This is a genomic window from Marinomonas sp. 5E14-1, assembly GCF_039939215.1.
Lineage (GTDB): Bacteria > Pseudomonadota > Gammaproteobacteria > Pseudomonadales > Marinomonadaceae > Marinomonas.
In genome coordinates, this window is the sequence record NZ_JBDXMW010000013.1 from 47460 (window position 1) to 73052 (window position 25593).

Annotated in this window: 25 protein-coding genes and 1 other RNA gene; 17 read left to right on the forward strand and 9 right to left on the reverse strand. The window is 40.6% G+C overall.

Features of this window, described 5'->3' with window-relative positions; genetic code table 11:
• Nucleotides 1-77 precede the first annotated feature (77 nt).
• The 3 genes from hemE to ABFY09_RS12205 form a co-directional block, all read right to left on the reverse strand.
• Nucleotides 78-1178 carry a uroporphyrinogen decarboxylase gene (hemE, locus tag ABFY09_RS12195; protein WP_347984594.1) on the reverse strand — a complete coding sequence of 367 codons (1101 nt, stop codon included), beginning with the start codon at nt 1176-1178 and terminating at the stop codon, nt 78-80.
• Between the two features lie 152 nt (nt 1179-1330).
• The gene (locus ABFY09_RS12200) at nt 1331-2110 is read right to left on the reverse strand and encodes a DUF2927 domain-containing protein (protein ID WP_347984595.1); all 780 of its coding nucleotides are present in this window, start codon (nt 2108-2110) and stop codon (nt 1331-1333) included.
• Nucleotides 2097-2633 (reverse strand): NUDIX domain-containing protein, encoded by a 537-nt coding sequence (locus tag ABFY09_RS12205; protein WP_347984596.1) that lies wholly within the window; start codon nt 2631-2633, stop codon nt 2097-2099. Before ABFY09_RS12205 ends, ABFY09_RS12200 begins: the two co-directional genes overlap by 14 nt.
• Before the next feature lie 233 nt (nt 2634-2866).
• Between ABFY09_RS12205 and astE the strand changes: the two genes are divergently transcribed.
• From astE to traF (ABFY09_RS12250), 9 genes are all read left to right on the forward strand, one after another.
• Entirely contained in the window at nt 2867-3883 is a 1017-nt protein-coding gene (gene astE, locus ABFY09_RS12210) for a succinylglutamate desuccinylase (protein WP_347984597.1), read from the forward strand.
• Between the two features lie 120 nt (nt 3884-4003).
• Nucleotides 4004-5113 carry a zinc ABC transporter substrate-binding protein gene (locus tag ABFY09_RS12215; protein ID WP_347984598.1) on the forward strand — a complete coding sequence of 370 codons (1110 nt, stop codon included), beginning with the start codon at nt 4004-4006 and terminating at the stop codon, nt 5111-5113.
• Between the two features lie 116 nt (nt 5114-5229).
• On the forward strand, nt 5230-6204 hold the full coding sequence (locus ABFY09_RS12220) for a KpsF/GutQ family sugar-phosphate isomerase (protein WP_347984599.1): 975 nt from the start codon (nt 5230-5232) through the stop codon (nt 6202-6204).
• 68 nt (nt 6205-6272) lie between these two features.
• The gene (gene kdsA / locus ABFY09_RS12225) at nt 6273-7145 is read left to right on the forward strand and encodes a 3-deoxy-8-phosphooctulonate synthase (protein ID WP_347984600.1); all 873 of its coding nucleotides are present in this window, start codon (nt 6273-6275) and stop codon (nt 7143-7145) included.
• Nucleotides 7146-7148: 3 nt separating this feature from the next.
• Complete coding sequence (locus ABFY09_RS12230; RefSeq protein ID WP_347984601.1) at nt 7149-7730, forward strand: HAD-IIIA family hydrolase; 582 nt, start codon at nt 7149-7151, stop codon at nt 7728-7730.
• Nucleotides 7730-8524, forward strand: coding sequence for a 3-deoxy-manno-octulosonate cytidylyltransferase (gene kdsB / locus ABFY09_RS12235; RefSeq protein WP_347984602.1), 795 nt, complete (start codon nt 7730-7732; stop codon nt 8522-8524). The genes ABFY09_RS12230 and kdsB overlap by 1 nt, the downstream gene beginning before the upstream one ends.
• Before the next feature lie 252 nt (nt 8525-8776).
• A complete protein-coding gene (traF, locus tag ABFY09_RS12240) occupies nt 8777-10042 on the forward strand; it encodes a conjugal transfer protein TraF (protein ID WP_347984603.1) in 1266 nt (421 codons plus the stop codon).
• Between the two features lie 245 nt (nt 10043-10287).
• A complete protein-coding gene (traF, locus tag ABFY09_RS12245) occupies nt 10288-11526 on the forward strand; it encodes a conjugal transfer protein TraF (RefSeq protein WP_347984604.1) in 1239 nt (412 codons plus the stop codon).
• A gap of 116 nt (nt 11527-11642) precedes the next feature.
• Nucleotides 11643-13082 (forward strand): conjugal transfer protein TraF, encoded by a 1440-nt coding sequence (gene traF, locus ABFY09_RS12250; protein WP_347984605.1) that lies wholly within the window; start codon nt 11643-11645, stop codon nt 13080-13082.
• 2 nt (nt 13083-13084) lie between these two features.
• On the opposite strand, the gene ABFY09_RS12255 is transcribed toward traF (ABFY09_RS12250), so the two are convergent.
• The 3 genes from ABFY09_RS12255 to ABFY09_RS12265 form a co-directional block, all read right to left on the reverse strand.
• Nucleotides 13085-13678: a 5-formyltetrahydrofolate cyclo-ligase gene (locus tag ABFY09_RS12255; RefSeq protein ID WP_347984606.1), complete on the reverse strand. Its 594-nt coding sequence runs from the start codon at nt 13676-13678 to the stop codon at nt 13085-13087.
• Between the two features lie 4 nt (nt 13679-13682).
• A non-coding RNA gene (gene ssrS, locus ABFY09_RS12260) (6S RNA) lies at nt 13683-13860 on the reverse strand.
• 141 nt (nt 13861-14001) lie between these two features.
• Nucleotides 14002-14289, reverse strand: a complete 288-nt coding sequence (locus ABFY09_RS12265) for a cell division protein ZapA (protein ID WP_347984607.1) — start codon at nt 14287-14289, stop codon at nt 14002-14004.
• 143 nt (nt 14290-14432) lie between these two features.
• Here ABFY09_RS12265 and prfB point away from each other — a divergent pair.
• The 4 genes from prfB to ABFY09_RS12285 all read left to right on the forward strand — a co-directional run bounded on the left by prfB (nt 14433) and on the right by ABFY09_RS12285 (nt 20188).
• A protein-coding gene (gene prfB / locus ABFY09_RS12270) for a peptide chain release factor 2 (RefSeq protein ID WP_347984608.1) occupies nt 14433-15528 on the forward strand; the annotation gives its coding sequence in 2 pieces (ribosomal slippage) (nt 14433-14504 and nt 14506-15528; 1095 coding nt in all).
• Nucleotides 15529-15581: 53 nt separating this feature from the next.
• Nucleotides 15582-17081 carry a lysine--tRNA ligase gene (lysS, locus tag ABFY09_RS12275; RefSeq protein WP_347984609.1) on the forward strand — a complete coding sequence of 500 codons (1500 nt, stop codon included), beginning with the start codon at nt 15582-15584 and terminating at the stop codon, nt 17079-17081.
• 136 nt (nt 17082-17217) lie between these two features.
• Nucleotides 17218-18276: a histidinol-phosphate transaminase gene (gene hisC / locus ABFY09_RS12280; protein WP_347984610.1), complete on the forward strand. Its 1059-nt coding sequence runs from the start codon at nt 17218-17220 to the stop codon at nt 18274-18276.
• Nucleotides 18277-18565: 289 nt separating this feature from the next.
• The gene (locus tag ABFY09_RS12285; RefSeq protein WP_347984611.1) at nt 18566-20188 is read left to right on the forward strand and encodes a methyl-accepting chemotaxis protein; all 1623 of its coding nucleotides are present in this window, start codon (nt 18566-18568) and stop codon (nt 20186-20188) included.
• A gap of 65 nt (nt 20189-20253) precedes the next feature.
• On the opposite strand, the gene ABFY09_RS12290 is transcribed toward ABFY09_RS12285, so the two are convergent.
• Entirely contained in the window at nt 20254-21456 is a 1203-nt protein-coding gene (locus tag ABFY09_RS12290) for a putative manganese transporter (protein WP_347984612.1), read from the reverse strand.
• Nucleotides 21457-21729: 273 nt separating this feature from the next.
• Between ABFY09_RS12290 and ABFY09_RS12295 the strand changes: the two genes are divergently transcribed.
• The 3 genes from ABFY09_RS12295 to ABFY09_RS12305 are packed head-to-tail and all read left to right on the forward strand — an operon-like array spanning nt 21730 to nt 23350.
• Nucleotides 21730-22182 (forward strand): DUF302 domain-containing protein, encoded by a 453-nt coding sequence (locus ABFY09_RS12295; RefSeq protein WP_347984613.1) that lies wholly within the window; start codon nt 21730-21732, stop codon nt 22180-22182.
• 12 nt (nt 22183-22194) lie between these two features.
• Complete coding sequence (locus ABFY09_RS12300; protein ID WP_347984614.1) at nt 22195-22611, forward strand: hypothetical protein; 417 nt, start codon at nt 22195-22197, stop codon at nt 22609-22611.
• 31 nt (nt 22612-22642) lie between these two features.
• Complete coding sequence (locus ABFY09_RS12305) at nt 22643-23350, forward strand: fumarylacetoacetate hydrolase family protein (protein WP_347984615.1); 708 nt, start codon at nt 22643-22645, stop codon at nt 23348-23350.
• On the opposite strand, the gene ABFY09_RS12310 is transcribed toward ABFY09_RS12305, so the two are convergent.
• The gene (locus tag ABFY09_RS12310; protein ID WP_347984616.1) at nt 23340-23798 is read right to left on the reverse strand and encodes a tRNA-uridine aminocarboxypropyltransferase; all 459 of its coding nucleotides are present in this window, start codon (nt 23796-23798) and stop codon (nt 23340-23342) included. The genes ABFY09_RS12305 and ABFY09_RS12310 overlap by 11 nt on opposite strands.
• A gap of 126 nt (nt 23799-23924) precedes the next feature.
• Here ABFY09_RS12310 and ABFY09_RS12315 point away from each other — a divergent pair, with 126 nt between their 5' ends.
• The gene (locus ABFY09_RS12315) at nt 23925-24587 is read left to right on the forward strand and encodes a glutathione S-transferase (protein WP_347984617.1); all 663 of its coding nucleotides are present in this window, start codon (nt 23925-23927) and stop codon (nt 24585-24587) included.
• Nucleotides 24588-24658: 71 nt separating this feature from the next.
• Here ABFY09_RS12315 and ABFY09_RS12320 read toward each other — a convergent pair whose 3' ends face one another.
• Nucleotides 24659-25501, reverse strand: a complete 843-nt coding sequence (locus ABFY09_RS12320) for an outer membrane protein assembly factor BamD (protein ID WP_347984618.1) — start codon at nt 25499-25501, stop codon at nt 24659-24661.
• Between the last annotated feature and the right edge of the window lie 92 nt (nt 25502-25593).

The window sequence follows — 25593 nt, forward strand, 5'->3', positions numbered from 1 at the left end:
TTGGATTTAAAATAGCACTCTCTTATTAAAGTCGCTACACCCTTGATGTTTATGAGGCTTCTTTCTAGTGTTATTTACTAAAGCCCATTCATCGCGTCTAGATCATCAAACTCAGGCTGATGGTACTTTTCACCTAATTTATGCACAGCATCAATTAGATATTTTGGGTGATCAGGGTTTACGAATTGATGTATGCCATGACCAAGGTTGAATACATGGCCAGTACCATGACCAAATCCTGATAGTACGTTTTCCACTTCACGCTCGATGACAGTCTGATCTGCATAAAGCACGCTAGGGTCGATATTTCCTTGTAATGCCACTTTATCACCAACGCGAGCGCGGGCTTCAGAAATGTCTGTTGTCCAATCTAAACCTAATGCATCTGGACCAGTGGCTGCCATGTTTTCTAACCATTGACCGCCATTTTTAGTGAACAGGATAACCGGAATCTTTTGTCCGTTATGCTCACGGATAAGGCCATCTAGGATTTGTTTCATGTAGAGTAATGAGAACTGCTGATACATTGGGCCACTCAAAACACCGCCCCAAGTATCAAATATTTGTAGAGCTTGTGCGCCAGCTAAAATCTGTCCATTTAGGTAGGCTGTTACAGATTCAGCCAATTTATTTAATAGGGCATGAAGAGTTTCCGGAGATTGGTACATCATGGCTTTAATGTGACGGAAGTCTTTGCTTGATCCGCCTTCAACCATATAAGTCGCTAAAGTCCATGGACTGCCAGAAAAACCTATTAGTGGTACATCTCCGTTTAGCGCATGACGAATAGTGCTGACGGCTTTCATCACATAATCTAGGTCGTTTGCTGTTGTTATAGGTAAGGCTTCAACATCGGCTTTGGTTCGAATTTTATATTTGAATTTTGGGCCTTCACCTGTTTCGAAATATAAGCCTAAGCCCATTGCATCGGGGATGGTTAAAATGTCTGAAAATAAAATAGCAGCATCTAATTCATATCGTCTAAGTGGCTGTAGCGTCACTTCACAGGCAAATTCGTCGTTTTTACATAGACTCAAAAAGTCTCCAGCAGTTGCTCGACTTGCTCGATATTCTGGTAAATAGCGTCCAGCTTGTCTCATCATCCATACAGGAGTTGTGTCGACTGGCTGTTTGAGCAATGCACGCAAGAAACGGTCATTTTTGAGTTCAGGAAACATTAATACTCTCCGATGTAAATTTTATTGAGCGCATTTTACCTAACTTATAAGGGAAAAGCAGAGGGAATAAATACAATTTATGAGAAGCCCGTTGAAAAGGCCAATAATATTGATCTATAGCAGGGTTTGTTAATGGCTATTTATAAGAATAATCAATCACCTAGGTACCTTTTTAGACTGTGGAATTGCACTTGCTGTGCTGCATTCTCAATGTTTTTATTGGCATGTAAATTCTTTAAAACGGATGGGAACGCCGCTTTGGTTTGTTTTTCATCCATTCCTTGTTTTAGCTCAGAGGAATACAGGGCTTTGAGCAAAATATAGTCGAGAGGGCTTAAGTAAGTATCAATGCTAACGTCATTAAAGATCGAGGGAAAAACATCGCCAGAATCATTGGGTAGTCCGAGTAACTGAGTAATTTCTTCAACGATACAATCCAAAAAGCGAGCTTTTTCCCGTGCATAATCCACGGGAATAATAATGGTGCCTTTTGTTATTTCGTAACGTGAGTTTCGCCTAAATGTTCCGAGACATATCGCTTCATTCAGAGCTGCACGAATTTTTTCAGGATCGCCAATATACTGCTGAACCTTGTTTTCCATGTTTTCGTAATGAGTGAAGATGGCAAACATGTTTGCTTTTTTTAGGTTATCTGTAAATTCAATCGATAAACCTGTGATGGACGAAAGGTGCTTGGCGTGGACACTTAGTAACTCTTTTTGCAGTTCACTGTCTCCGCTTTCACTCTCAAAGAACAGTTTTATGGGGCGATTCCAGCGTATGAGTTTTGGGTGTTTTGTTTCTTTGTATTCACGCTCCAGTGCAATTTTAATGAAACTGTCTTGGATATATTGATCGCTTTGCCAACGCTCTTGAGCAAGGGATGGGAGAGCGAACAAAAGGAATAAAAATAAAAAGTTAAAGCGGGTCATCTGATTTGGTTTGTGTTAGTTGGCCTGTAAAATGTCGTAGAGCATCTAAAGAGTCAGGCGTGAAAGGCAAACTCCTTGAGTTGGTTAAAATATCATCAACACTCATTTCATGGATTGAAGCGACTTCTTTTTGTTGGAGTATGAGCTCTCCATGTTCTTCTTGATCATAGTAGCAGACGAAGATTTTTCCCCAAATGTTAAAACCTTCTCCTTGGGTGAGAAAAATGCCTCGGCTTTCTAACGGCGCATCAAAGCCAAGCTCTTCTTGTAATTCTCGGTGCGCTGAGTCTATGTAGGATTCGTCTTTTTCCACAACGCCTCCGGTTGTTATGCCATAAAAGTTGGGGCAAAAGGCTTTGTTAGCGGCTCTTTTTTGAACAAGTAGGTTGCCGGCTTTATTGAACACAAAAATGTAGGTTACGCGATGAAAGTCGGTGCTAAAATCCATTTTGCGTCGTGGTACATCACCAATGATGTTGTTGCGTTGATCGACTAATATAATGACTTCGTCATTCACTGGCATAAAGTACTCGATTTGTTGAAAACATTGCTGTAAATAAAGAGGGTATCGGCATTTTACTTGAAAGAAAAGATTTCTGCTTTCTTGTTATTCGTTTCTGGCTTTGTGAAGTATAAATAAAGCGACCTATTATTGTGTTTTATGCATGAAAGTCTTGAATGCTTCGTGTGAAATTGCAAAAAATAGTATGATAAGCCTTCTATTTTTTATTTTAAAAGAGTGGCTTTAAGGAAAAAATGACTATTTTGAATAATGACTTTTTGGCATTAACCTTGGCCAATCCAAAAGAAATTCCCCCTTTTCATTTTACCTTTTCAAGTGGTACAGCCTTTGTTGAAAATACTGGAATCTTAAGGCTTGAGCCAACAGAAGCGTCTTCTATAAATCTTGTTTTATCTGCCGGAATCCATGGTAATGAAACGGGTCCGATAGAGTTACTCAATAATCTTGTTAAGTTGATTCTTGAAGGTCAGTTAACATTAAATATTCGACTTCTTGTGTTGATTGGGAATCCTATCGCTGCCAACAGCTCAAAACGCTTTTGTGAAGTGAACCTAAACCGATTGTTTAGTGGAGCTTGGCAAAACCACGAAGGTTTTGAAGCCGATAGGGCGCAACAACTTGAGTCGGCCGTCAGCGAATTTTATCAAAAAGAAAGTCAGCAAGGAGAGCAAGTTCGGTTGCATTATGATTTACACACTGCTATTCGAGGATCTATGCATGAAAAATTTGTTGTGCATCCATTTGTTGAAACGGCCGTTTATAACAAAGAGCAATTGGCCTTTTTAGCGTCTAGCGGGATAGAGGCAGTGTTGCTGTCTCATCAACCAACTACGACTTTTTCTTATTATAGTCATGCTGCTCATGGCGCTCATGCTTTTACTGTAGAGCTTGGGAAGGTTCATCCGTTTGGCCAAAATGATTTGTCACGATTTCATGATCTAGAGTGCAGTTTGGTTTTATTACTACAAGAAGGTGTTTTGGCACAAAAACCTTTGACTACTTTACAAGTTTTTTCAGTACTTGAGGCTTTAATAAAAGATGATGAAAGCTATGAATTAAGCATTGCTGATGATGTGAAAAACTTTACTCAATTTGAGGAAGATTATGTTTTAGCTCGTTCAGAAAGGAGTCAGTATCAGGTTGAGAAAACAGGCGATGCGATTGTTTTTCCTAATACAAATTTACCTGTCGGGCAAAGAGCTGGCTTAATGGTTCGACCAATTAAACTGGAAGCATCGCAACTTGTTTGATTGTTGTATTTTTTAATGCTTTAAACATGGTTTATTTATGAGAGATTTTAGTTAAATGACTTGAATCTCTTTTTTTTATATCGTACTGTTATGTTATAACATCTTAGTCGGTACCCAATAATGAATAAACTCTTTTTTGCATTAGGCGTTTCTGCCTTATCTCCTCTTGCTTTAGCAAAACCAACAATTGTGACAAGTATTAGCCCTGTTTCTATGATTGTGGCAGCCATTGCTGGCGATAAAGCGGAAATACAACAAATTGTCTCAAGCACAGCATCACCTCATGACTTCGCGTTGCGACCATCCGATCTTCGAAAAATTTCGAATGCAGATACTGTTGTTTGGGTGGGCGAATCACTAGAAAATTTCCTAGAGAAACCACTTAAAAACGCAGGAAAAGAAGAGTCCTCTATTGAGTGGCTTACTCTGAAAGGAGTGGAGCTTCATAACTTTGGTGAAGATGGTCATGACGACCACGACCACGACCACGACCACGACCACGACCACGATGAGCATGACGATCACGATCATGATGAGCACGACGATCATGATCATGATAAGCACGACGACCACGATCATGATGAGCACGACGATCACGATCATGATAAGCACGACGACCACGATCATGATGAGCACGACGACCACGATCATGATGAGCACGACGACCACGATCATGATGAGCACGATCATGGTGGTCATGAAGGACACAGTCATGAAGGTGTTGATCCACATGTTTGGTTGTCGCCTGATAATGCTAGAGTCTTGGCGGAAGCTGTGACAATGCGTATGGTGTACTTAGATTCAGCAAACGCGGAATATTACAAAGCTAACCTAGCAGCATTCGATAAAGACTTGTCTGCAAAAGATGACGAGATACGTCACTCTTTCGATAAGGTTTCTAAAGTACCTTATATCGTTTTTCATGACGCATATACTTACTTCGAAGAGCATTATGGTTTGAATAATGCAGGCGAAGTAACAGTTAGCCCAGAGCGTAAACCTGGAGCAAAGAAAGTTGCAGAGCTTCGCCATCAAATTGAAGAAAACAAAGTTCAATGTGTATTTAGCGAACCGCAATTTAGCCCAGGCATTGTCAAATCCTTGTTAGATGGCACTAGCGTGAAAACGGCTGTTTTAGATCCTCTAGGCAGTGAAATTCCTCTTAGCAAAGATGCTTACTTCACATTTTTAAGTACCTTGAACGGTCAATTTCTTAGCTGCTTAGGCTAATGTGTTTCGCCTATCGCTAGAGTAAGCTGAGAAAGCTTGCTCTTTGGTAGGCGATTTACTTTCTACTCTGTATAATGACGGAACTTTACGTTCATTATGGAGAGCAGAGAGGCTTTATGAGCGACTTAACGACGAATAATACCCACTCAGACGCCCTTATCCAAAGTGCTCAGCGCACATTATCTATTCAAGCTCAAGCTCTTACTAATCTATCGAATCAAGTCACAGATGAATTTGCCAAAGCTGTTCGTATGATTCTTGCCAGTAAAGGCAGAACCATTATCTGTGGAATGGGAAAATCAGGCTTAATTGGTAAAAAAATCGCAGCGACTTTTGCTTCTACTGGAACGCCTAGTTTTTTTCTTCATCCTGGAGAAGCGTTTCATGGCGATTTAGGCATGATTCAACCAGAAGATGTGTTGGTATTAATCAGTTACTCAGGTGAAACAGAAGAGCTGATGAGACTGTTACCTTCATTGAAAAGCTTTGGTAATCCAAGTATTGCTTTGGTCGGCAATATGAATTCCACTTTAGCCAAGCATTGCGATTGCGTGTTGGATATTTCGGTAGACAGAGAAACCTGTCCGAATAATCTAGCGCCCACTACATCGACAACCATGACAACGGCAATGGGTGATGCTTTGGCCGTTGCTTTGATGGAGTGTCGAGATTTCCAGCCACAAGATTTTGCACGTTTTCATCCTGGCGGGAGCTTAGGTCGTAAGTTGTTAACCAAAGTAAAAGACCTAATGCATAAGGAAAACTTACCTGTATGCTCCCCAACAGCGACATTGAAAGAAGCAATTTCAGTTATGACACATGGGCGCATGGGTGTGGTTTTAATTCAAGAGAAAGAAAAGTTATTAGGGATTTTTACCGATGGTGATTTGCGTCGTGCTATGTTGAAAGAAAGTGAAGGCATGATACAGAAAACCATGACAAGCTTAATGACACCAAACCCGAAAACCATCAATGAAAATGTCATGATAGTACAAGCAGAAGAGCAAATGTTACGGGATAAAATTACGTTGTTAATTGTTGTGGATGATGCTCATAAAGTGTCTGGTATTTTAGAAATTTATGATCGATAAATAATGATATCTATCTTGCTGCTCTGTTTTGCTTAGGGTGTGCAAATTGCAATTTTAATGGAGCGACTATGTCTCAAAAATTAACGTCTCAAGAATCAAAAATTATTAAAATCGGCAACAAAGTTGAAGTTGCCAATCATCTACCGTTTGTTTTATTCAGCGGTGTTAATGTTCTAGAGTCTCGTGACTTAGCGATGCGAGTAGCGGAAGAGCATGTCAAAGTGACGCAAGCTTTAGATATTCCTTATGTATTTAAAGGCTCGTTTGATAAGGCCAATCGTTCTTCTATTAATTCTTTTCGTGGACCTGGCATGGAAGAAGGTTTGAAAATTCTCCAAGAAATCAAAGATACCTTTGATGTGCCTGTCATTACGGATGTTCACGAAGGTTATCAATGTGCGCCAGTGGCTGAAGTGGCTGATGTGATTCAATTACCAGCTTTTCTATCTCGTCAAACAGATTTAGTGGTTGAGATGGCGAAAACGGGAGCCGTAATCAACATAAAGAAAGCACAATTCTTAGCGCCTCATGAAATGAAGCACATACTGACAAAATGCCAAGAAGCGGGTAATGATCAGTTAATGTTGTGTGAGCGCGGTACCATGATGGGCTACAACAATTTAGTGGTTGATATGCTTGGTTTTGGTGAAATGAAAAAAATGGGCTACCCAGTCATGTTTGACGTGACGCACTCATTGCAACGTCCTGGCGGTCGAGAAGATTCCGCAGATGGTCGTCGCGCTCAAGTAACAGAGCTTGCTCGTGCTGGTATGTCATTGGGGCTATCAAGTTTGTTCCTAGAAACACACCCGACGCCAGACAGTGCGAAATGTGATGGTCCTTGCGCTTTACCATTAGGCAAATTGGCGCCTTTCTTGAAGCAGATGAAGCAGCTTGATGAGCTAGTGAAAACGTTTGAAGAATTAGACACGAGCGCATAAATAATGGATTCGACTTTTCTTTCCTTCTACCCCGCATTGCAAAATGATGATTCATTGGTGAACCAGCTTAAGTCGCTTAAGCTGGTTGTGTTTGATGTGGATGGTGTGCTGACCGATGGTCGTCTGTTGTATGGCGATCAGGGCGAAAGCATTAAATGCTTTAATGTGAAAGATGGCGTTGCAATGAAATTGCTGCCTAAATGGGGGATTCAAGTGGCTGTCATTACAGCTAAAGATTCCGCACCGTTAAGACGTCGAATGAAGGACCTAAAAGTCGATCATTTTTATCCAGGTTGCCATAATAAAGCAGAAGCGTTTGACGATTTAATCGCTCGTTTGCATCTTGATCCTACCGAAGCGGCTTATATTGGTGATGATGTAATAGATTTGCAAGTGATGTCTAAAGTTGGTGTTGCTTTGTGTCCTGGCGATGCTCACGTTTTATTACAACGCCATTGTCCAATCGTTTTACACAAATCAGCGGGAGAAGGCGTAGCAAGAGAAGTTGCGGATCTTATTTTATCTACACGCATGTCTTTAGAAGAAGCCTATGAATTAGCGCAGAAACCGGAGTTTGAAAAATAATGACAACACTTGAGAGCACAAAACTTTTACCAGATTTTCATATTGTCATTCCTGCTCGTTATGCCTCTCAACGTTTTCCTAAAAAGCTGCTGGCCGATTTAGGCGGTAAACCTGTGCTGCAATGGGTTTATGAATTATCTTTAAAAGCCGGAGCCAAAACAGTGACTGTCGCGGCTGATCATCAAGTTATTTATGATGCCTCGATAGCTTTCGGAGCGAACGTGGTGATGACTCGTGATGACCATGAAAATGGCACTGAACGCCTTGCAGAAGTGGCCGAGAAAATGGCGTGGCATGGGGATGAGATTATTGTCAATGTGCAAGGTGATGAGCCGTTTTTACCTATTGAGTTAATTCATAAAAGTGTGTTAGCGCTAAATAGTGATGATGTAGCTGAGATGGCCACCATGGCCTGTAAAATCGATAAAGCGGAAGATCTGTTTAACCCTAATGTGGTTAAAGTTGTGTGTGATGCACAACAAAGGGCACTTTACTTTAGCCGAGCTCCTATGCCGTGGGATAGAGACGGATTCGCGGAAGAAAAAGCACTTGCTAGTGAATTTCCAGCACTTCGACATATTGGCCTATATGTGTATCGAGCGAGTTTACTGGCAAAATATGCCGATTTGCCGATGTCACCTTTGGAGCGCTGGGAGAAATTAGAGCAGCTACGTTTTCTTCACCAAGGCATTAAAGTGCAAGTTGCTTTGGCTGATACGCTACCTATGCATGGCGTAGATACGCCAGAAGACTTGGAAAAATTAAGGCATCAGTTAAGCTTATTAGACAGTTAAGTAGATTGATAAAGCATTTAATATAAGAATTAAAAATTTAATGAAAACCGCAACTTATTCAATATAGGTTGCGGTTTTTTTATGTATCTATCACGGATGAGTACTCTTTTTATATGTACCTCTATCTCAATAATGCATAAAAGCGCTCTTTGTGTAGAGATTATGTAAAGAGTAAGTCTATAATCACTAAGATGTAATGATTTTTTTATCATCCAACTTTTTGAGTAGCTAAGGTATAGGAAGGATCAAATCATGAAAAAGCTTATATTAATGTCCACTACTTTATTGAGTTCAGCTGTTATGGCGGCTATGCCAGTTAATCACCCTGTAGGCTCAAGTTTTACATTAAGTAGCTCACCAAACCAGCGTGCGCTTTCCACTGCTTTAGGTAACCCTGCCGCACCTTTCTTGATGGTTAATGAGCAAGATAATGACAGTTTCCGTTTTGGTATTCTAGGACCACTTGGCGTAGGTGTAGAGTTTGGCGATGTAAGTGACCTTGAAGATCAAGTTGAAAGTTTAGAGGATATTCTTGATACAGATTATGGTAGTGACACTACAGCTGGCGCTGGTGCTGCGGATGGCGCTAACGAAATTCTAGCTGAAATTGGTGATTCTGCTTATGTAAAAACTTCAGTTAGTATGCAAGTGCCTCTAATGCCAGTTATTTATAAAACAAAAAATAATGGTGCATTTATACTGGATGTGAGTATCTCTGGCTCACTTAAAGCAAGTTTGTTAGCTAGTGAAGTTGAATACGATAGTACAGAAGAAGATTTCAATACTGATACGTCTCTATATGCTCAAACAGTAACGGATTTAAATATTGGACTAGGCTATAGCCAGTCAATGTGGCAAAACTCTCACGGAATGTTGGTTGGTGGTGTAAAAGCCAGCTTGCATCAAATCTCCTTGGGTCGTGCTTTGGCATCATTAGATGATAATGGAGACGACGATTATGATGCAGGAGATGAAATTTCCGATGGACTTTCAGATGACTCTGTAAGTAGTACGGGGATTGGATTGGATTTTGGGCTTATTTGGTTATCTGACTATTATCAAGCTGGTGTGACGTTTGCCAATATTAATGAACCTGAATTTGATGGTGTATTGATTACAACTAATGATGTTGCGGATGAGTATAGTATAAGTTCAAATGAGACTTACATTATGGAGATGCAAACGACGATTGATGCTGCCATTACGACCTCAGGGAAGCAAGTCACTTTAGGATTTTCATATGATGTGAACCCTGTAGAGGATGCATTTGGTGATGAATATCAGTGGGTAGCTGCTTCTTTGTCTTATTATGGCGATTCTCATTTCTTACCTGGTCTTCGAGTTGGCTTCCGCCAAAATACGGCAGGCTCTGAATTAAGCTATGCGTCTGCAGGTCTGACTTTACTTAAGCGTTTTAATTTAGACCTTGCTGTTGCCTTGGATACAGTTGAAAGTGAAGATGGAGAGACAGTTCCACGTAGTTTCTACATCGCTCTAGGTTATAATGCTGCATTCTAATTAAAGCAAAAGCTCTGTAAAGTGATCGATAATTTTTTAGAAATTCGCGGTACCTTTAACAGAATTTTTAAAAAGTGTGAGCCGATGGTGTTGGAAAATAAAGCTTATAGGTGCTAGGTCAATGGTCGAGTAACTGTATAAGGTATGTCTTAGATTCGCTAAATTTTATTGCTTAGCGGCCAAATATTTATATGGAATGAAGCCGCTAGCTTATTTATTTATATTTCTTAAGGAAGAATTAGATCATGAAAAAGCTTTTATTGATTCCTATTGGCTTGCTAAGTTCAGCCACAATTTCGGCAATGTCAGTGAATCAGCCAATAGGGGCGAGTTTTACATTAGGTAGCATGCCAAATCAACGGGCACTTGTAACATCACTTTCTAATCCTGCCTCTCCTTATTTTATGGTTAGTGATAGCAGTTTTCGCTCGGGTACTCTTGGTCCTTTAAGTATTGGTATTGAAATAGGAGCTGTGAGTGACTTAGAGGATCAGGTCGAAAATTTGGAAGAAATCGTAGATGCAAATTATGTGGATCTTGAAGATGCTAAAAATGGAGTAGATGAAGCGAATACATTACTTGCCGAAATAGGTGATAACGCATATGTGAAAACGTCACTTAGTATGCAGCTTCCTTTTATGCCAATTATTTATAAAACTCGGAACAGTGGCGCTTTCATGTTAGATGCAAACCTGTCCGTAATTAGTAAGGGTAGCTTATTATCGGGAACTTTTTTACGGATAGGAAGTGAGCTAATTACTGATACTTCTTTTTATGCTCAAACAGCGACTGATTTTAGCGTAGGAGTAGGGTATAGCCAATCTATATCGGAAAGTTCTCGCGGTATGTGGGTAGGGGGCATAAAGGCTAATTTACATCAAATGTCTTTAGGGCGTGCTCTGGTAGAGTTAGATGATAAGGATAATGATGCTGCGGATGCCATTTCTAATGCCGTTTCAGATGACTCTATCAGCAGTACAGGCGTTGGTGTTGACCTTGGGATTATTTGGATGTCACACCATTTTCAGGCAGGTTTGACTCTTGCTAACTTGAATGAACCTGTGTTCGAAAAGCCCTCTATTATTCAAAATAGCTCATCATACACTTATGGTATAACTGAAACTTCCTCTTATACAATGGAAATGCAAGCAACAATTGATGCTGCAATTTCAACGCTAAGTAAGAGGTGGATGCTAGGGGGCTCATATGATCTTAATTCAATTGAAGATGCTGTTGAGGATCGTTATCAATGGGCCACTGCGTCATTGTCTTACTATGGGAGCTCGGAAGTTTTTCCAGGTATTCGTATCGGTTTTAGAAAAAACTTAGCGGGTTCTGAATTAAGTTACTCCTCGGTAGGTTTGACCTTTTCACAACATTTAAACTTAGATGTTGCTGTTGCTCTAGATAAAGTTGATGATGACAACGGTGATGAAACACCACGCAGTTACTATATTGCACTTGGTTACAATGCTTCTTTTTAATTATGGTTAAAATCTAATTATTAGGTTTGTTAGTTTCTATTTTTGGATTAAATATGTTGAGAAAAATACTTTTTCTTACCTATATGAGAAATAAAATCTATGGATGTTGTGGTTGTATGAATAAATACTTGCTCTTTGGTTTTTTGGGCTTCTTTTGTACAACAAGCTTCGCATCTATGTATTTATATCAACCGATTGGGTCCAGCATAACCTTAGGTGGCTACGGTAATCGCCATGCTTTATCTACTGCTTCTGGGAATCCTGCATCAAGTTATTTGATGGCCAACCTCGAAGGCTTTCGAGTTGGTTTTCTTGGTCCGCTTGGTATCGCGGTAGAAGGCGGTGGTGTTAGTACATTGAACAATAAGATTGATGATCTTTCTGATGCATTAGACTTTGAATTTTTAGATGATTTTGCTAATGACCTCGCCACGCTTGAACAAGATATCCAAAATAATCTTGGCAGTAGTGTGTTCACTCAAGCAGAGGCCGATGCAAAAGCGGTTGAGATTGCTGAGGATTTACTAGATGGTATAGATGTAACTGTCGCTAATGTGAATGCAGTGATAGCGGATATAAGTGATACTGTTTATGCTAAAACAGCCATTACACTTCAAGCCCCATTTACCCCGATTGTATATAAAACCAGAAGCCGAAACGTATTTTCATTAGATGCTAGTGCATCTATTGTTGGCCGAGCTAGTATTTTAGCTGATGGATTAACCGTAACTGGTTTGGATAGCGTTGTCGCTGTAACGGATTTGGCTTCTTTATCTATGGCTGATGTGAGTGGTGCTTCTGCTGAAACTAACACTGCTGCTTATATAAAAAGGGCGTCAGATTATCGTTTAAGTTTGGGTTATAGCACTATGTTTTCGAGAAGTTCTACTGATACTGTAATTTTAGGCGGGCGTTTAAACTTTCATCGTTTGGCATTAGGGCAGAAACTCACTGTGTTGGCTGAAGAGGACGATCCTTCTGTGTCTTATGGTGATTTTTTCGTTAGTCGCGATAAAGTTTCTACCGGTGTTTCTTTGGATTTAGGGGCTTTGTTAGTAAGGCGTAATTTCCAACTAGGGATGACACTTTCTAATGTTAATGAGCCAACGTTTAAGTACGAGAAAATAGGGAATTGCTCTGGCTTAACCGGCGTAGACTTAACGAATTGCAATGCTGCGGTAAATTTTGCTTCGAGAGGTGATATTGATCTTAATGAAACCTATAAGATGGAAGCACAAATGACCATTGATGCGGCGATAAAAAGTAAAGATCAGCATCTTTCTTTAGGTGGCTCTTACGACGTAAACCCGATTAAAGATCCACTGGGAGATGAGTATCAGTGGAGTGTCGTATCGCTGTCATTTTTTAGTGACTACCTGTTGATCCCAGGTATTCGAGCAGGAGTCAGGCAGAATTTAGTAGGAAATGAACTAACCTATTACACAGCAGGAATGACTTTGTCGAGACGTTTGGATGTGGACTTTGCTTATGCTCCAGAGAATGACTCTGGGAGTTCAGGTGCCTTTTTCTCTATGGGTTACAGCTTCGTTTTTTAAATTTATATCTTGATGACCTGCGTTGGTGTGATAAAGGCTTGTAGTGGAACGTCCCAGCTCTCTATTGGTAGAGATTTTACTTGTTGACAATCGTGGGCCAAACCAATCAGCAAAGGTCTTTCTGTAGACTTTTTACCTTCAAAGGTTCTATCGTAAAAACCGCCCCCCATTCCTAAACGACCACCGTCAGCATCAAATCCGACCAAGGGCAAAAGGATAATATCTAAGTTTTCTTTGGCTAGATAATCTTTTGTCATGGGCTCTTTTATACCGTAGATATTCTCTTGCCAAATACTTGCTTTAGAATACGATGCGAATGCTAACTGCTTCTTTTGAATAACAGGAAGATAGGTGTTAATACCTTGTTGCCAGAAGTATTGGCACAACACATGAGGGGAAATTTCTCCGTCGTTTGCTAAGTATAAGGCCACGTTTTTGATGACTTTACTTTCTGGAGCATCGGTATTCGATAAATATTGTTTAAAGCTTTCGAGTAAGTGTTCTGCGGCGAGACACTGCTCAACTGAAGAGAGGTTTCTTCTAGCTTGGCGCAATTGACGACGAAGTGTTTGTCTGTGGTTTAGATGTGAAGGCATAAAGGAGTTTCCCAAGTTGCCGTTTCGGCTATTGGCCTTGAACCCAGTGGTTCAAGGTGGAAAGAACTGTGACTCTTTAGGCTTTCCGACGCACGGACATGCACACCAAACCAACAGGTTCTTTCCGAGGTATTACTCATAGGCTCAAGGGCGTTAAGCCGCTTCGAACAACCCAGGAAACAGATTGGAGTATAGAGCAATTTGTACTGGAAATCACTTAGTGCTCCTGTTTGGTGTCTAGGGTGTATGAAGAAAATTCGTGTTATTTAACTTGTAATCAAAAAAGTAGATTAAGGAGTAAACGATTGATGATTACTCATTGATCAATTTTGTTGATGCGTCAAAGCGTTATCAAGTTGTGATGTCAGTTCTCGTAATAGTTGTTCATTCGCTCGAGCGTATTTTTTGCTTGAAAGCATATCGTGAGTAATATTCAACGCAGCGAGTACGGCAAGCTTTTCAAGAGGGATATTTTTCCCGCCTGATTGCATATCAATCATTTGGTCATTTAAATAATCAGCCGCTTCTTTCAAATCTTCTTCGTGCCCTTTGGGGCAATTTATCTTATAACTTTGCCCCAGTATGGTAACTGAAACCGTTGGCTTATCCATATTGACTCCATTTGACTGCAAAGCCCAAAAAAATGGTCTGTTTTTCCACTATTGGGTAGCGAATAGCATTTTATGCTGGGAGTAAATTCGTTACAATTCGTAATTACTTTTATTCACACTGTTTATAGCAAATTGACGCCAATATGGAAATAAATCCGATACTTTCAAAGATAAAAGACCTTTCTGAACGTGCTTTAACGCTTCGGGGGTATCTTTGACTACGATACAAAGAAAGAACGACTAGAAGAAGTTAACCGTGAGCTGGAAGATTCAGATGTTTGGAACGATCCAGATTACGCTCAAAAACTTGGTAAAGAGCGCTCTTCATTAGAAGCCATTGTTGAAACATTAGACAATATGGACGCGGGTGTGAACGACGCCAAAGAATTATTAGACATTGCTGTTGAAGACAATGACGAAGATTCTGTTGAAGCCGTTCAAGCCGAATTAGAAGAGCTTGAAGCGTCTTTGGCTAAATTAGAATTCCGTCGTATGTTCTCAAAAGAAATGGATGAGAGCTGCGCCTTTTTAGATATTCAATCTGGCTCTGGTGGTACAGAAGCCCAAGATTGGGCCAATATCTTATTACGTATGTATTTGCGCTGGGGCGAAGACAAAGGCTTTAAAGTTGAGCTGATGGAAGTCTCTGAAGGTGATGTTGCGGGTATAAAATCTGCGACAATTCGCTTTGAAGGCGAATACGCATTTGGTTGGTTAAGAACCGAAACTGGTGTGCATCGCTTGGTGCGTAAATCGCCTTTTGATTCTGGCAACCGTCGACACACATCTTTTGCGTCTGTGTTTGTTTCGCCTGAGATTGACGATAATGTTGAGATTGAAATCAATCCAGCGGACATTCGTACTGATACGTATCGTTCGTCTGGCGCTGGTGGTCAGCACGTAAACACGACAGATTCTGCCGTGCGTATTACCCACATACCAACGAACATCGTTGTGCAATGTCAGAACCAGCGTTCTCAGCACGCTAACCGTGATTTTGCGATGAAACAATTACGCGCAAAGTTATATGAATTTGAAATGATGAAGCGTACGGAAGCGGCTCAAGCAGTAGAAGACAGTAAGTCGGATATTGGTTGGGGGAGTCAGATTCGTTCTTACGTATTGGATGCATCACGCATTAAAGATTTACGTACAGGAGTTGAAAGCTCCAATACTGGTTCTGTGCTGGATGGCAACTTAGATCAGTTTATTGTTGCAAGTTTAAAGCAGGGCTTATAAAACGCCGACCCCATTTTTAACATATATTGAATATTAAAGAGTAATAGCAAATCATGGCTAACGAAAACAGCACAGAATCCACACAATCTGATGACAACCGTTTAGTGGCGGAACGTCGCGCTAAATTGGCTTCTATTCGAGAAGAGCGTAATGCCTACCCGAATGACTTTCGCCCAAACGCTTACGCAGCGGATTTACAAGCGGAATTTGGCGAGATTGAAAAGCCAGATTTAGAAGAAAAAAACCATGTTGTTAGTATTGCGGGTCGTATCGTTCGTAATCGTGGTGCTTTTATGTTGCTACAAGACATGACTGGTCAAATTCAAGCGTATGTGAACCGCAAAGCCTTGTCTCCTGAGTTGCTTGCTGATCAAAAGACATGGGATTTAGGCGATATCATTGGTGTTTCAGGTCCTGTGCATAAATCTGGTAAAGGTGATTTGTATATTGATATGCAAGAAGCGCAATTACTTACTAAGTCTTTGCGTCCGTTGCCAGATAAGCATCATGGTTTGTCTGATATGGAAATGCGTTATCGTCAGCGTTATGTCGATCTGATTGTGAATGAAGAGTCTCGTGATACTTTCCAAATGCGTTCTAAAATCATTTCTACTATTCGTCGTTTCTTAGAAGATCGTCGTTTCATGGAAGTAGAAACGCCTATGCTACAAACTATTCCAGGTGGTGCGACAGCGCGTCCATTTATTACGCATCACAACGCAATGGATATGAGCATGTACTTGCGTATCGCACCAGAGCTTTACTTGAAGCGTTTGGTTGTGGGTGGTTTTGAGCGTGTATTTGAGATTAACCGTAACTTCCGTAACGAAGGAACGTCAACGCGTCATAACCCAGAATTCACCATGATCGAGTTCTACCAAGCGTACGCAGATTACAAAGACTTGATGGACTTAACAGAAGACATGCTACGCACTGTCGCTGAGAAAGTACTAGGTAAAACGACGGTTACTTACCAAGGCTCTGAATACGATTTTGGTGCGCCATTTGTTCGTATGACCATGCTTGAGTCTATTTTGCATTACAACCCAGAATTAACTGCGAAAGATTTGGAAACCGTTGAAAGTGCGACGGCCGTCGCGAAAAAATTAAAAATCGACGTGAAACCGATTTGGGGCTTAGGCAAACTTTGGACAGAAATCTTTGAAGAAACCGCTGAGCACAAATTGGATCAGCCGACTTTCATCACAGAATACCCAGCAGAAGTGTCGCCTTTGGCTCGTCGTAATGACGATAATGAATTCATTACCGATCGTTTTGAGTTCTTCGTCGGTGGACGTGAAATTGCTAATGGTTTCTCGGAGTTAAATGATCCAGAAGACCAAGCGGAACGCTTTAAGCGCCAAGTAGCAGAAAAAGACGCTGGCGACGATGAAGCCATGCATTATGATGCAGATTACATCAATGCCTTAGAATACGGTTTGCCGCCAACAGCAGGTGAAGGTATTGGTATTGATCGCTTAGTAATGTTATTCACGGATGCGCCATCTATTCGTGATGTGTTGTTGTTCCCACATATGAAGCCTCAGGATTAATCTTAGGCCAGTTCATAGTGTGTTAATGAATTACTAAGGCCTCTATTGAGGCCTTATTTTTTTGCTTTTACTTTCTATTTTATAGCCTTGTTTTAGGCCTTATATAAGAAAATATTATTCGATATAGGACGTAGCCATGAGCCGTTTTTGGACAGATAAAATTGCTTCTCTTGACCCTTATGTGCCAGGTGAGCAACCACAAGATAAAAAATACATAAAATTAAATACCAACGAGAGTCCTTACTCGCCATCACCAAAAGCTTTGTCTGCTATGGTGGTACAAGTGAGTGAAAGTCTTCGCCTTTATCCTGATCCAAATTGCGTAACATTAAAAAATGCGCTGGCGAAGAGTTACTCGCTAGAGGCTAATCAAGTATTTGTAGGTAATGGCTCGGACGAAGTGCTTGCCTTGGCGTTTATGGGCTATTTTGCTGGTGGCAAGCCATTGGCGTTTGCGGATATTACTTACAGCTTTTATAAAGTGTATGCAGGTTTGTATGGTATTGAGCCTCAGTTGATTCCTCTTAATGAGAGCTTTGATATTGTGCCTGCGGATTATCAAAATCTGGATGTGTCGGGTGTTGTTGTGACCAACCCAAATGCACCGACGGGTAAAGCTTTACCATTAGCAGACATCGAATACATTTTGAAAGCCAACCCAGATGTTGTTGTTCTGGTGGACGAAGCTTATGTGGACTTTGGCGCCCAAAGTGCAGCGGCTTTAGTTAACCAATATCCAAATTTATTGGTGGTACAAACCTTATCTAAATCCCGTGCTTTGGCGGGTATTCGAGTGGGTTACGCATTAGGACATCCTGAGCTGATTGAAGGGTTAGAGCGTTTGAAGAACTCGTTCAACTCTTATCCGATTGACCGTATCGCCTTGGCTGGTGCGACGGCGGCAGTGGAAGACGAAATTTACTTACAGGATATTTGCCAGAAAACCATTGCAACACGTGAACGTTCAATAAAAGAGCTTGAAGCGCTGGGTTTTGACATCGTTCCGTCAGCGACAAATTTTGTCTTTGCGACTCATCCAGAAAAAGACGCAGAAGCCATTTATTTGGCACTAAAAGAGCAGGGTATATTGGTTCGTTACTTTGGTAAAAAACCAAGAATTGGTAATCACCTTCGAATCACGATTGGCACCGATGAAGAAATGGATGCGCTGATGGCCGCTTTGAAAAGTTTGTAATCTAATACGCTATTGTTAGGTTCGATATAAAGCTGCTTAATTGACCTGTTTGATTTTATATAGGTGATGGAACTTTGCTTTTTAATGGAGAACATAGTTTCGATAAATTAGGTACTTAGGTTCTTTTCAACTAATATTAAAAAAGCTTGAAAAGCTACTACAATTTGCTCTGCGGGTTTTTGAATAACGGATAACATAAGACTACTTAAAAGCGCTTTGGAATTCGCTATTTCGGTAAGTAGCGTTCAAAATGATTTTTCAAACTAAAAGTATTTACAGGTTATAAATTTTGACAATTAATCAAAGGTTAACAATAGGCTTTGCTAGTGTATTACTAATGATGTTGATTTTGACGAGTATTGGGATTCATCGAGTTAATTTCATTAATGAATCAATTACACAAATAAACGACATCAATTCGGTTAAACAACGCTATGCCATTAACTTCCGTGGTAGTGTGCATGATCGAGCTATCGCCATTCGAGATGTGGTTTTCTCCCGTAATCAAAAAGAGCTAAATGAAACGGTAAGCGAGATTAAGGAACTTGATAAGTTCTATCAAATGTCTGCTCAATTACTTACGCCTGCCAAAATAACCATGTCTTCTGAAGAAGTTGCTATCTACAACAAAATTAAGAGCATTGAACAAAAAACAGTGCCTTTGATTGAGCAGATTATTAAATATCAAGCGGATAATAATACAGAAGCAGCTGCGCATTTATTATTAACTGAGGCCAAGCCTGCTTTCATTGAATGGCTTGCGACGATTAACCAGTTTATCGATTTAGAAGAAGCAAGTAACCAAGCCACGACGGTGGAAGTTCGCGAAGTAACGAGTAGCTTTTCTGGCTGGATGATTGCTTTAACGGCCGTTGCTTTTTGCATCGGTTCTTCTCTTGCTTACTTTATTAGTGTAAGAATTCGCAACTCTGTTGGTGGTGAGCCACAAGAAGCTGCTGGCGTCATTGCAAAAATAGCGAAAGGTGATTTAACAGGAAAAATTGATTCTTGTTGTGATGACAGCATGATGTCTTCTGTGCAAATCATGCAAACCCAGCTAGAGAAAACTGTGAATAGCATTATGAGTTCTTCAGATGAGTTGTCTCATCGTTCTTCTATTGTTGCTTCTGGTTCTCAGCAAGCTTTGATTGCAGCGGAAAATCAAGTTTCTTATACCAGTTCAGCGGTTAACAGTTTGGCTGCAATGAGCAATAGTATTAATTCGGTTGCAGACACCGTACTGCAAACAGAAAGTAACTCTAAGTTAACAGCAGAGCTTTCTTTGAAAGGGCGAGCGGCAGTGCAAGATGTTGCCAGAGAGATCGAGAAAATCTCTACAACCGTAAAAGCAACTGTGAACCAAGTGAATATTTTGCAAGAGCGTACGAGTGAAATAGGTGACATTGTTAATGTTATTTATAGTATTTCAGATCAAACAAACTTGCTAGCTTTGAACGCTGCTATTGAGGCGGCGCGAGCGGGAGAATATGGTCGTGGTTTTGCTGTTGTTGCAGATGAAGTTAGACAGCTTGCTAAACGCACAGGTGAAGCAACAGGCGATATTGAGAAGATGATCCAGCAGGTTCAAGAAGATACTCAAGCTTCCGTTGTCTCTATGGAAGCAACGGTGCCACAAGTTGAACACGGTTTACAATTAATGAGTGACGCTAACCAGTTATTGAGTGATATTCAAACTCAGGCAAATGACTCGTTAGAAAAAGTGTTAGAAGTTGTACAAGCCACTTCAGAGCAGGTTGCGACTGTTGAGGAAATTACAAAAGGTGTTGAAGAAGTTGCCAATATGGCGAAAGAAAGCAGCCTTTCATTGAAGAGTAATTCGGAAGAGGCTGTGTCGCTTGAACAGTTGTCTGATAAGTTGAAGCGAGACATTAATTATTTCGTTGTGAAGTAACAGTCTAAAGCAAAGTAGCAACAAAAAATGAAAGCGTATCTAATGAAAACTTAGATACGCTTTTTTTATAGTCCTTGTTCTACTAACCAGTAATACCCATAACCTGCGATTAATGCAGGAATGGTTGAATAAACGGTGGCAAGTAAAGCTGCTTTTGGAGCTAACGCAATAGCAGGAAACAGCGCATCGCCATCATTGCTTATTGCATTGGCAATTTGTGCGGATAAGGGAATCGCATTCTGTAAATATAAACCGGTCACCATGATTTGTGGACCGCATCCAGGCAGTAATCCAATGACGGTCGCGAAGAGTATGGTTGCGCTCCCCCAATATTCTAGCGAGCTAAATAAATCGTCCCCAGCGAAATACAGAATCAACTCAAAGAAAACAAACGCCACTACAACCCAGCTTGTGACAAATTGGGTGTCTTGCGCCACTTTGCGGATCCAGTGTTTTGGTAATAGGTTATCGTTTTCTTTTGCCAGTTCTGAGTAACTGTCATTTTTAGCAGATAAGGCCCAAAGCAAAAGGCAGATAAAGCCAGCGAGAGCACCAAAAGACTCGATTGATTCTTCTGGTAACGCTAATAAAGTATTTACGTCATATTGTGCTGCAACTAATAAAGCAATAATGCCGGCTGGTATGATAAGTAAACACCAGAACGCCACACTCATACGGCTTATCCAAATTTCAAAAAGACTTGGATTTTGTAGTAAGCAGACTGGCGTTTGAGTTGCCTTCTTTATGGACTCTGGCTTAGGTGAAGGCAGAAAAGCATCGACAATAAGTCCAGATATAATGCCGATCACTATGCTAATCGAAAGCACAATAATAGCGTCTTCAGGCCGCTGACTAATTAACAGAAATGCGGCGTCACCCATTGTGCTGGTGAGCACGGCAACAACAGCGCCAAAGCGAATTTTTCCTTGAGTGTATTGAGTGATCACGACGATCGCGCCACCACAACCGGGTAAAACGCCCATCAAACCTGCAAAAATGATTTCACGATGACTCTTTTCCTGCATCCAGTTTTGTAGCTTGGATGTATTTAGGTTATGACTCACACCGTAATACAAGGCTAATGTCAGTGCGACAAAAGCGGATACTTGTAAGAATGCTTCCGCTAATAAAGTGTAAATAATATCCTGAAACTCAGGGATAAGCCAAAGAGCGACTAACGCAAGAGGAATAAACATGCGTTTGTTGAAAAGCGTTTTGCTAGTTGTGACTGTTTTTATCGAGTCAGTAGGCTCGTGTGATGTTTGCATAAGATAAACCATTATTTATATAGTAATGATTATCGTTTATATTCTTTCGTTTGTACAAGAATTGATATGTAATCGTTTTGTAGTTTTATCGATGTAGGACTTAATTGAAAAAATATAAGATTGGTTGTCTATGTGAAAGCGTCAGAAATTTCTTTGAAAAAGGAATTAATGTGCATGCATAACAGTGATGCTTTTAAAGTAAGAGGCTCTAATGTTATCTGGTAACAGGAAAACTAAAAAAATAATATGAACTGTTTTAAAAGGATATATTTTATGATCAAGTTAACATCACTCGGTGCTTTGGTTTTGTCGGTGTCTTTCTCTTTAAATGCCGCTGAAAATATGGTGAAAATGCAAAGCACTCACTCCGTTCAAGAAACAGCCGATCGATTTACTGCGATTGCTGAATCTAAAGGTCTGAATATTTTTGCCCGTATTGATCACCAGAAAAATGCAGAAGCTGTTGATTTGGATCTTAGACCTACTCAATTAATCATTTTTGGTAACCCGAAAGTTGGCACATTGTTGATGCAGTGCGAGCAATCTATGGGCTTGGATTTGCCTTTAAAAGTCTTAGTGACGGAAGATGATAGGCAACAAGTGTGGTTGTCTTATTATGATCCTATATACCTTAAAAGTGTCCACAACATGGAAGGCTGCGGTAAAGTAATTGAGAAAGTATCGGGTGTTCTATCGGCGTTATCTTCCTCTTCTGTCTCTAAATAGAAAGTGCTTAAAATGAAAATATTTGGCGTATCTTGTTTGTTGTTTTTCATGACGACGCTTGCCTTTGCTTCTGACACTGTGCATAACTCATTAGATTACGCACAAGTTCAATATGTTAAAGCAACGCAAAGTGCGAACGGCACTTGGTGCTTTAATACCCAAGTCCGCCATAATGATGAAGGCTGGGAGCATTATGCGGACGCTTGGCAAGTTGTTAGTTCAAAAGGCGATGTGTTAGCTGAGAGAGTATTGTTTCACCCTCATGATAACGAGCAACCATTTACTCGCAGTGTATGTGGTGTAAACATTCCAAGTGATAATAACTTGGTTACCGTTAGAGCAAAGTGCAATCTGCATGGCTTTGGTGGCCAAACTGTGACGATTGATTTGGCTCGCTCTGAAGGTAAAAACTACTCGGTAGTTCGATAGTAACTGTTTGATTTGTGTTTTGGAGTATTGCATGGGATTTATTGTGCCGAAGCAGGAAGGCGTTTCTTTACCTGTAGAAGGCTCTCAGGACATTTTTCCAGTAGGAAGAGTGTATTGTGTTGGCCGTAATTATGCGGAGCATTCTAGAGAAATGGGAGATGATCCAGATAGAGACCCGCCATTCTTTTTTGCGAAAGACACTTCTTGTGTTGTGCCTGTTGGTTTCTCAGAAACAGCTTCGATTTCTTATCCTATGGCGACATCACAATTTGATTATGAAGTTGAGCTTGTTGTGGCCATCGGAAAGGGCGGACGCTATTTATCCATAGAAGAAGCTCGTAAGTCCATTTTAGGTTATGCGGTAGGCTTGGATATGACCCGTCGTGACCTTCAAGGGCAAGCGAAGAAAAAAGGCCGACCATGGGAAGTCGGCAAGTCTTTCGATGAATCAGCACCTATCAGTCCGATTGTGTTAAAAAGTGATTCTTTGATCGCTCAAATTGAACGAGCCGAAATCGGCTTGAAGGTGAATGGCGAACTGAAGCAAATTAGCCATGTTTCTAACTTAACTTGGTCGATTGAAGAAGTTATTTGCAAGTTGTCTGAAGTATTTGAGCTACGAGCTGGTGACTTAATCATGACTGGAACCCCAGAAAACGTTGGTGCTGTTGTTTCCGGTGACGAAATGCTTGCTTGGGTGGAGCACCTTGGCGAAATCAAAGTGGGCGTTACTGATTAAAATCAAGAAATCTATCTCGCAATGATTTTGCAGAAGGGTGATCTCGCTCGTCTAATAAGTAGATAGCAACTTCTGCCGTGCATAAGCCGATGCTTTTTTGGTTACGCCGCTTAGTGTAGATAGATTTCATGTCTTGTATTTCTTTATGTGGAAAGGCGTGTAAATAGGGGGATCTGTTGTAGATTTTCTTTGCCTGTTGCCAAGTTCCATCAATGATAATGATGTTTTCTATTTGTGATGTGTCACTATTAAAGCCTGTTGCTTGATCATTTTCATTAGGGTAAATGAGTACAGTATTTTTTGGTGACAGCGTTAAAATCGAATCATTTGGTGTGACTCTTGACCAAGGGATAATCTCACAATATTCACCTAATGTTTCTTTGATTAGCTTTCCTGTCCCTGTGGTTTTCTTCAGCTCTTCTGTGTGCGTTAATAGCCAGAACCTCATGTGATTTTTACCTTACGTGCATTACTGTGACGAGCCATGTTAATGGCTTTCCTTGTTTAAGGGAAATCGATGATTCTTTATAATGGCGGTTTAATCGGTCTCTGCGTTTTTTACTGAGGAGCTCTTTTGTTACCTATTCTTTATTCATTCAGACGATGTCCTTATGCAATAAGAGCGCGATACACGATTGCCACTTTGGGTGTTCCTGTTTCTCTGCGAGAGGTTGTCTTAAAAGCCAAACCAGAGTCTTTGTTGGCATTGGGTGGGCGATCAAGTGTGCCTCAGTTAATCGACAAAAATGGAACTCGATACCCAGAAAGTTTGGATATTATTTATTGGGCGTTGTCTCAATCCAGTGACCAATCTCGAGTGGATTCTCTTTGGCCTTCTTCTCTTATTCAGCAAAATAAAATGCGAGCTTGGATTGTTTACAATGATCGCTTTTTTAAACATTGGTTAGATCGTTACAAATATGCTGACCGACACCTTGAGCACACGGAAGAATATTACCGACAAAGAGGCGAAGTTTTTCTAAAGCGACTGGAAAAGCGTTTAGCTAAGAATACCTATCTATTTGGGGAAACGATGACGTTGGCAGATATTGCCATTTTCCCATTTATTCGCCAGTTTGCTGGAGTAAATTTTGCGTGGTTTGAGGCTTCCGAATATAGAAAGGTACGAGAGTGGCTAACAGGCTTTTTGGATTCTTATTTGTTTCAAATGGTTATGACGAAGTTTCCCAAATGGGAGGAAGGTGAGGAAAGCTCACTATTTCCAATGAAATTGTAATTATCATAAAAAAAGCCAAGTACTTTCATCTAAAATACTTGGCTTTATGGATACTTCATTTTTTAGGGTGATTAATCGAATAACCCAAAGCTGATCCAGTACAAGAAGCTCGGATCAGCATCGCTAGGTAATTCTAATGATATAAAGTTTCCTTCTTCATCAATATAAGAAGATGCTGGGAAACTTTGTTTTAATACCGCTAAATTTGTTTCAGCCAGTTCAGTTTTCCCTAAATCATTATACGCTTGCACGTTCACTGCCAATGCGCCTTCAACAGAGCGAGTGCTTGGGTAGTTTTGTACCACCTCTTGGCTGCGGCGAAGCGCTGAAAGAGGCGCTTTTCTTTTGAGATAATAATGTGCAACGGTTAACTCATGACGAGAAACCATTTCTCGTAAGTGATACATACGAGCTTTGGCGTCTGGCGCATAGCTGCTGTTAGGGAAACGCGCAGTCAAATCAGCTAATTCACTGAAGGCTTTAGAAAGCTCTTTTGAATCCCTTTCACTTGGGTCTAAATCCAGAAAACGAGACAGTAAACTTTCTGCTCCATTGTAAGTCGATAACGCACGCATGTAGTAGGCGTAGTCAATAGAGTCATGATCAGGGTGGTTTTTTATGAAACGATCCGCTGTTGCATGAGCTGCGATATTTTCATTCGCTTCTATTTGCGCGTATATCAGGTCCAATTCAGCGCGTACACTGAACTCACCAAATGGATAGCGTGAATCTAAATCTTTGAGGTGTTTTATAGCGGTTGAAGGTAAATTGTCTTCTAAAGCTTGCTGTGCTTTTTCATAATAAACTCGTTCAGGTAGGTCGGGTTCTTGTACCTGTTTGCTTGAACAAGCCACAATCAATAAAGAAAAACTTACTATTCCAGAGAATCTGAGCAACGAGTGATGAAATCCCATGTATAATCAAAACCTTGATATGGTGGTAGATAAGCCTAAATCGGCATTTTGTAGCGTTATATTGCGAAAGATGATGAAGTGCAAGCGCTACA

Coding starts and splice junctions, on each gene's coding strand:
- ABFY09_RS12200 (WP_347984595.1), bottom strand. CDS start 2,110: ATGACCCGCTTTAACTTTTTATTTTTATTCCTTTTGTTCGCTCTCCCA.
- traF (WP_347984603.1), top strand. CDS start 8,777: ATGAAAAAGCTTATATTAATGTCCACTACTTTATTGAGTTCAGCTGTT.
- hisC (WP_347984610.1), top strand. CDS start 17,218: ATGAGCCGTTTTTGGACAGATAAAATTGCTTCTCTTGACCCTTATGTG.
- traF (WP_347984605.1), top strand. CDS start 11,643: ATGAATAAATACTTGCTCTTTGGTTTTTTGGGCTTCTTTTGTACAACA.
- ABFY09_RS12215 (WP_347984598.1), top strand. CDS start 4,004: ATGAATAAACTCTTTTTTGCATTAGGCGTTTCTGCCTTATCTCCTCTT.
- ABFY09_RS12300 (WP_347984614.1), top strand. CDS start 22,195: ATGAAAATATTTGGCGTATCTTGTTTGTTGTTTTTCATGACGACGCTT.
- ABFY09_RS12220 (WP_347984599.1), top strand. CDS start 5,230: ATGAGCGACTTAACGACGAATAATACCCACTCAGACGCCCTTATCCAA.
- ABFY09_RS12320 (WP_347984618.1), bottom strand. CDS start 25,501: ATGGGATTTCATCACTCGTTGCTCAGATTCTCTGGAATAGTAAGTTTT.
- ABFY09_RS12255 (WP_347984606.1), bottom strand. CDS start 13,678: ATGCCTTCACATCTAAACCACAGACAAACACTTCGTCGTCAATTGCGC.
- traF (WP_347984604.1), top strand. CDS start 10,288: ATGAAAAAGCTTTTATTGATTCCTATTGGCTTGCTAAGTTCAGCCACA.
- astE (WP_347984597.1), top strand. CDS start 2,867: ATGACTATTTTGAATAATGACTTTTTGGCATTAACCTTGGCCAATCCA.
- ABFY09_RS12295 (WP_347984613.1), top strand. CDS start 21,730: ATGATCAAGTTAACATCACTCGGTGCTTTGGTTTTGTCGGTGTCTTTC.
- ABFY09_RS12290 (WP_347984612.1), bottom strand. CDS start 21,456: ATGCAAACATCACACGAGCCTACTGACTCGATAAAAACAGTCACAACT.
- ABFY09_RS12310 (WP_347984616.1), bottom strand. CDS start 23,798: ATGAGGTTCTGGCTATTAACGCACACAGAAGAGCTGAAGAAAACCACA.
- kdsB (WP_347984602.1), top strand. CDS start 7,730: ATGACAACACTTGAGAGCACAAAACTTTTACCAGATTTTCATATTGTC.
- ABFY09_RS12305 (WP_347984615.1), top strand. CDS start 22,643: ATGGGATTTATTGTGCCGAAGCAGGAAGGCGTTTCTTTACCTGTAGAA.
- hemE (WP_347984594.1), bottom strand. CDS start 1,178: ATGTTTCCTGAACTCAAAAATGACCGTTTCTTGCGTGCATTGCTCAAA.
- ABFY09_RS12265 (WP_347984607.1), bottom strand. CDS start 14,289: ATGGATAAGCCAACGGTTTCAGTTACCATACTGGGGCAAAGTTATAAG.
- ABFY09_RS12205 (WP_347984596.1), bottom strand. CDS start 2,633: ATGCCAGTGAATGACGAAGTCATTATATTAGTCGATCAACGCAACAAC.
- lysS (WP_347984609.1), top strand. CDS start 15,582: ATGGCTAACGAAAACAGCACAGAATCCACACAATCTGATGACAACCGT.
- ABFY09_RS12230 (WP_347984601.1), top strand. CDS start 7,149: ATGGATTCGACTTTTCTTTCCTTCTACCCCGCATTGCAAAATGATGAT.
- kdsA (WP_347984600.1), top strand. CDS start 6,273: ATGTCTCAAAAATTAACGTCTCAAGAATCAAAAATTATTAAAATCGGC.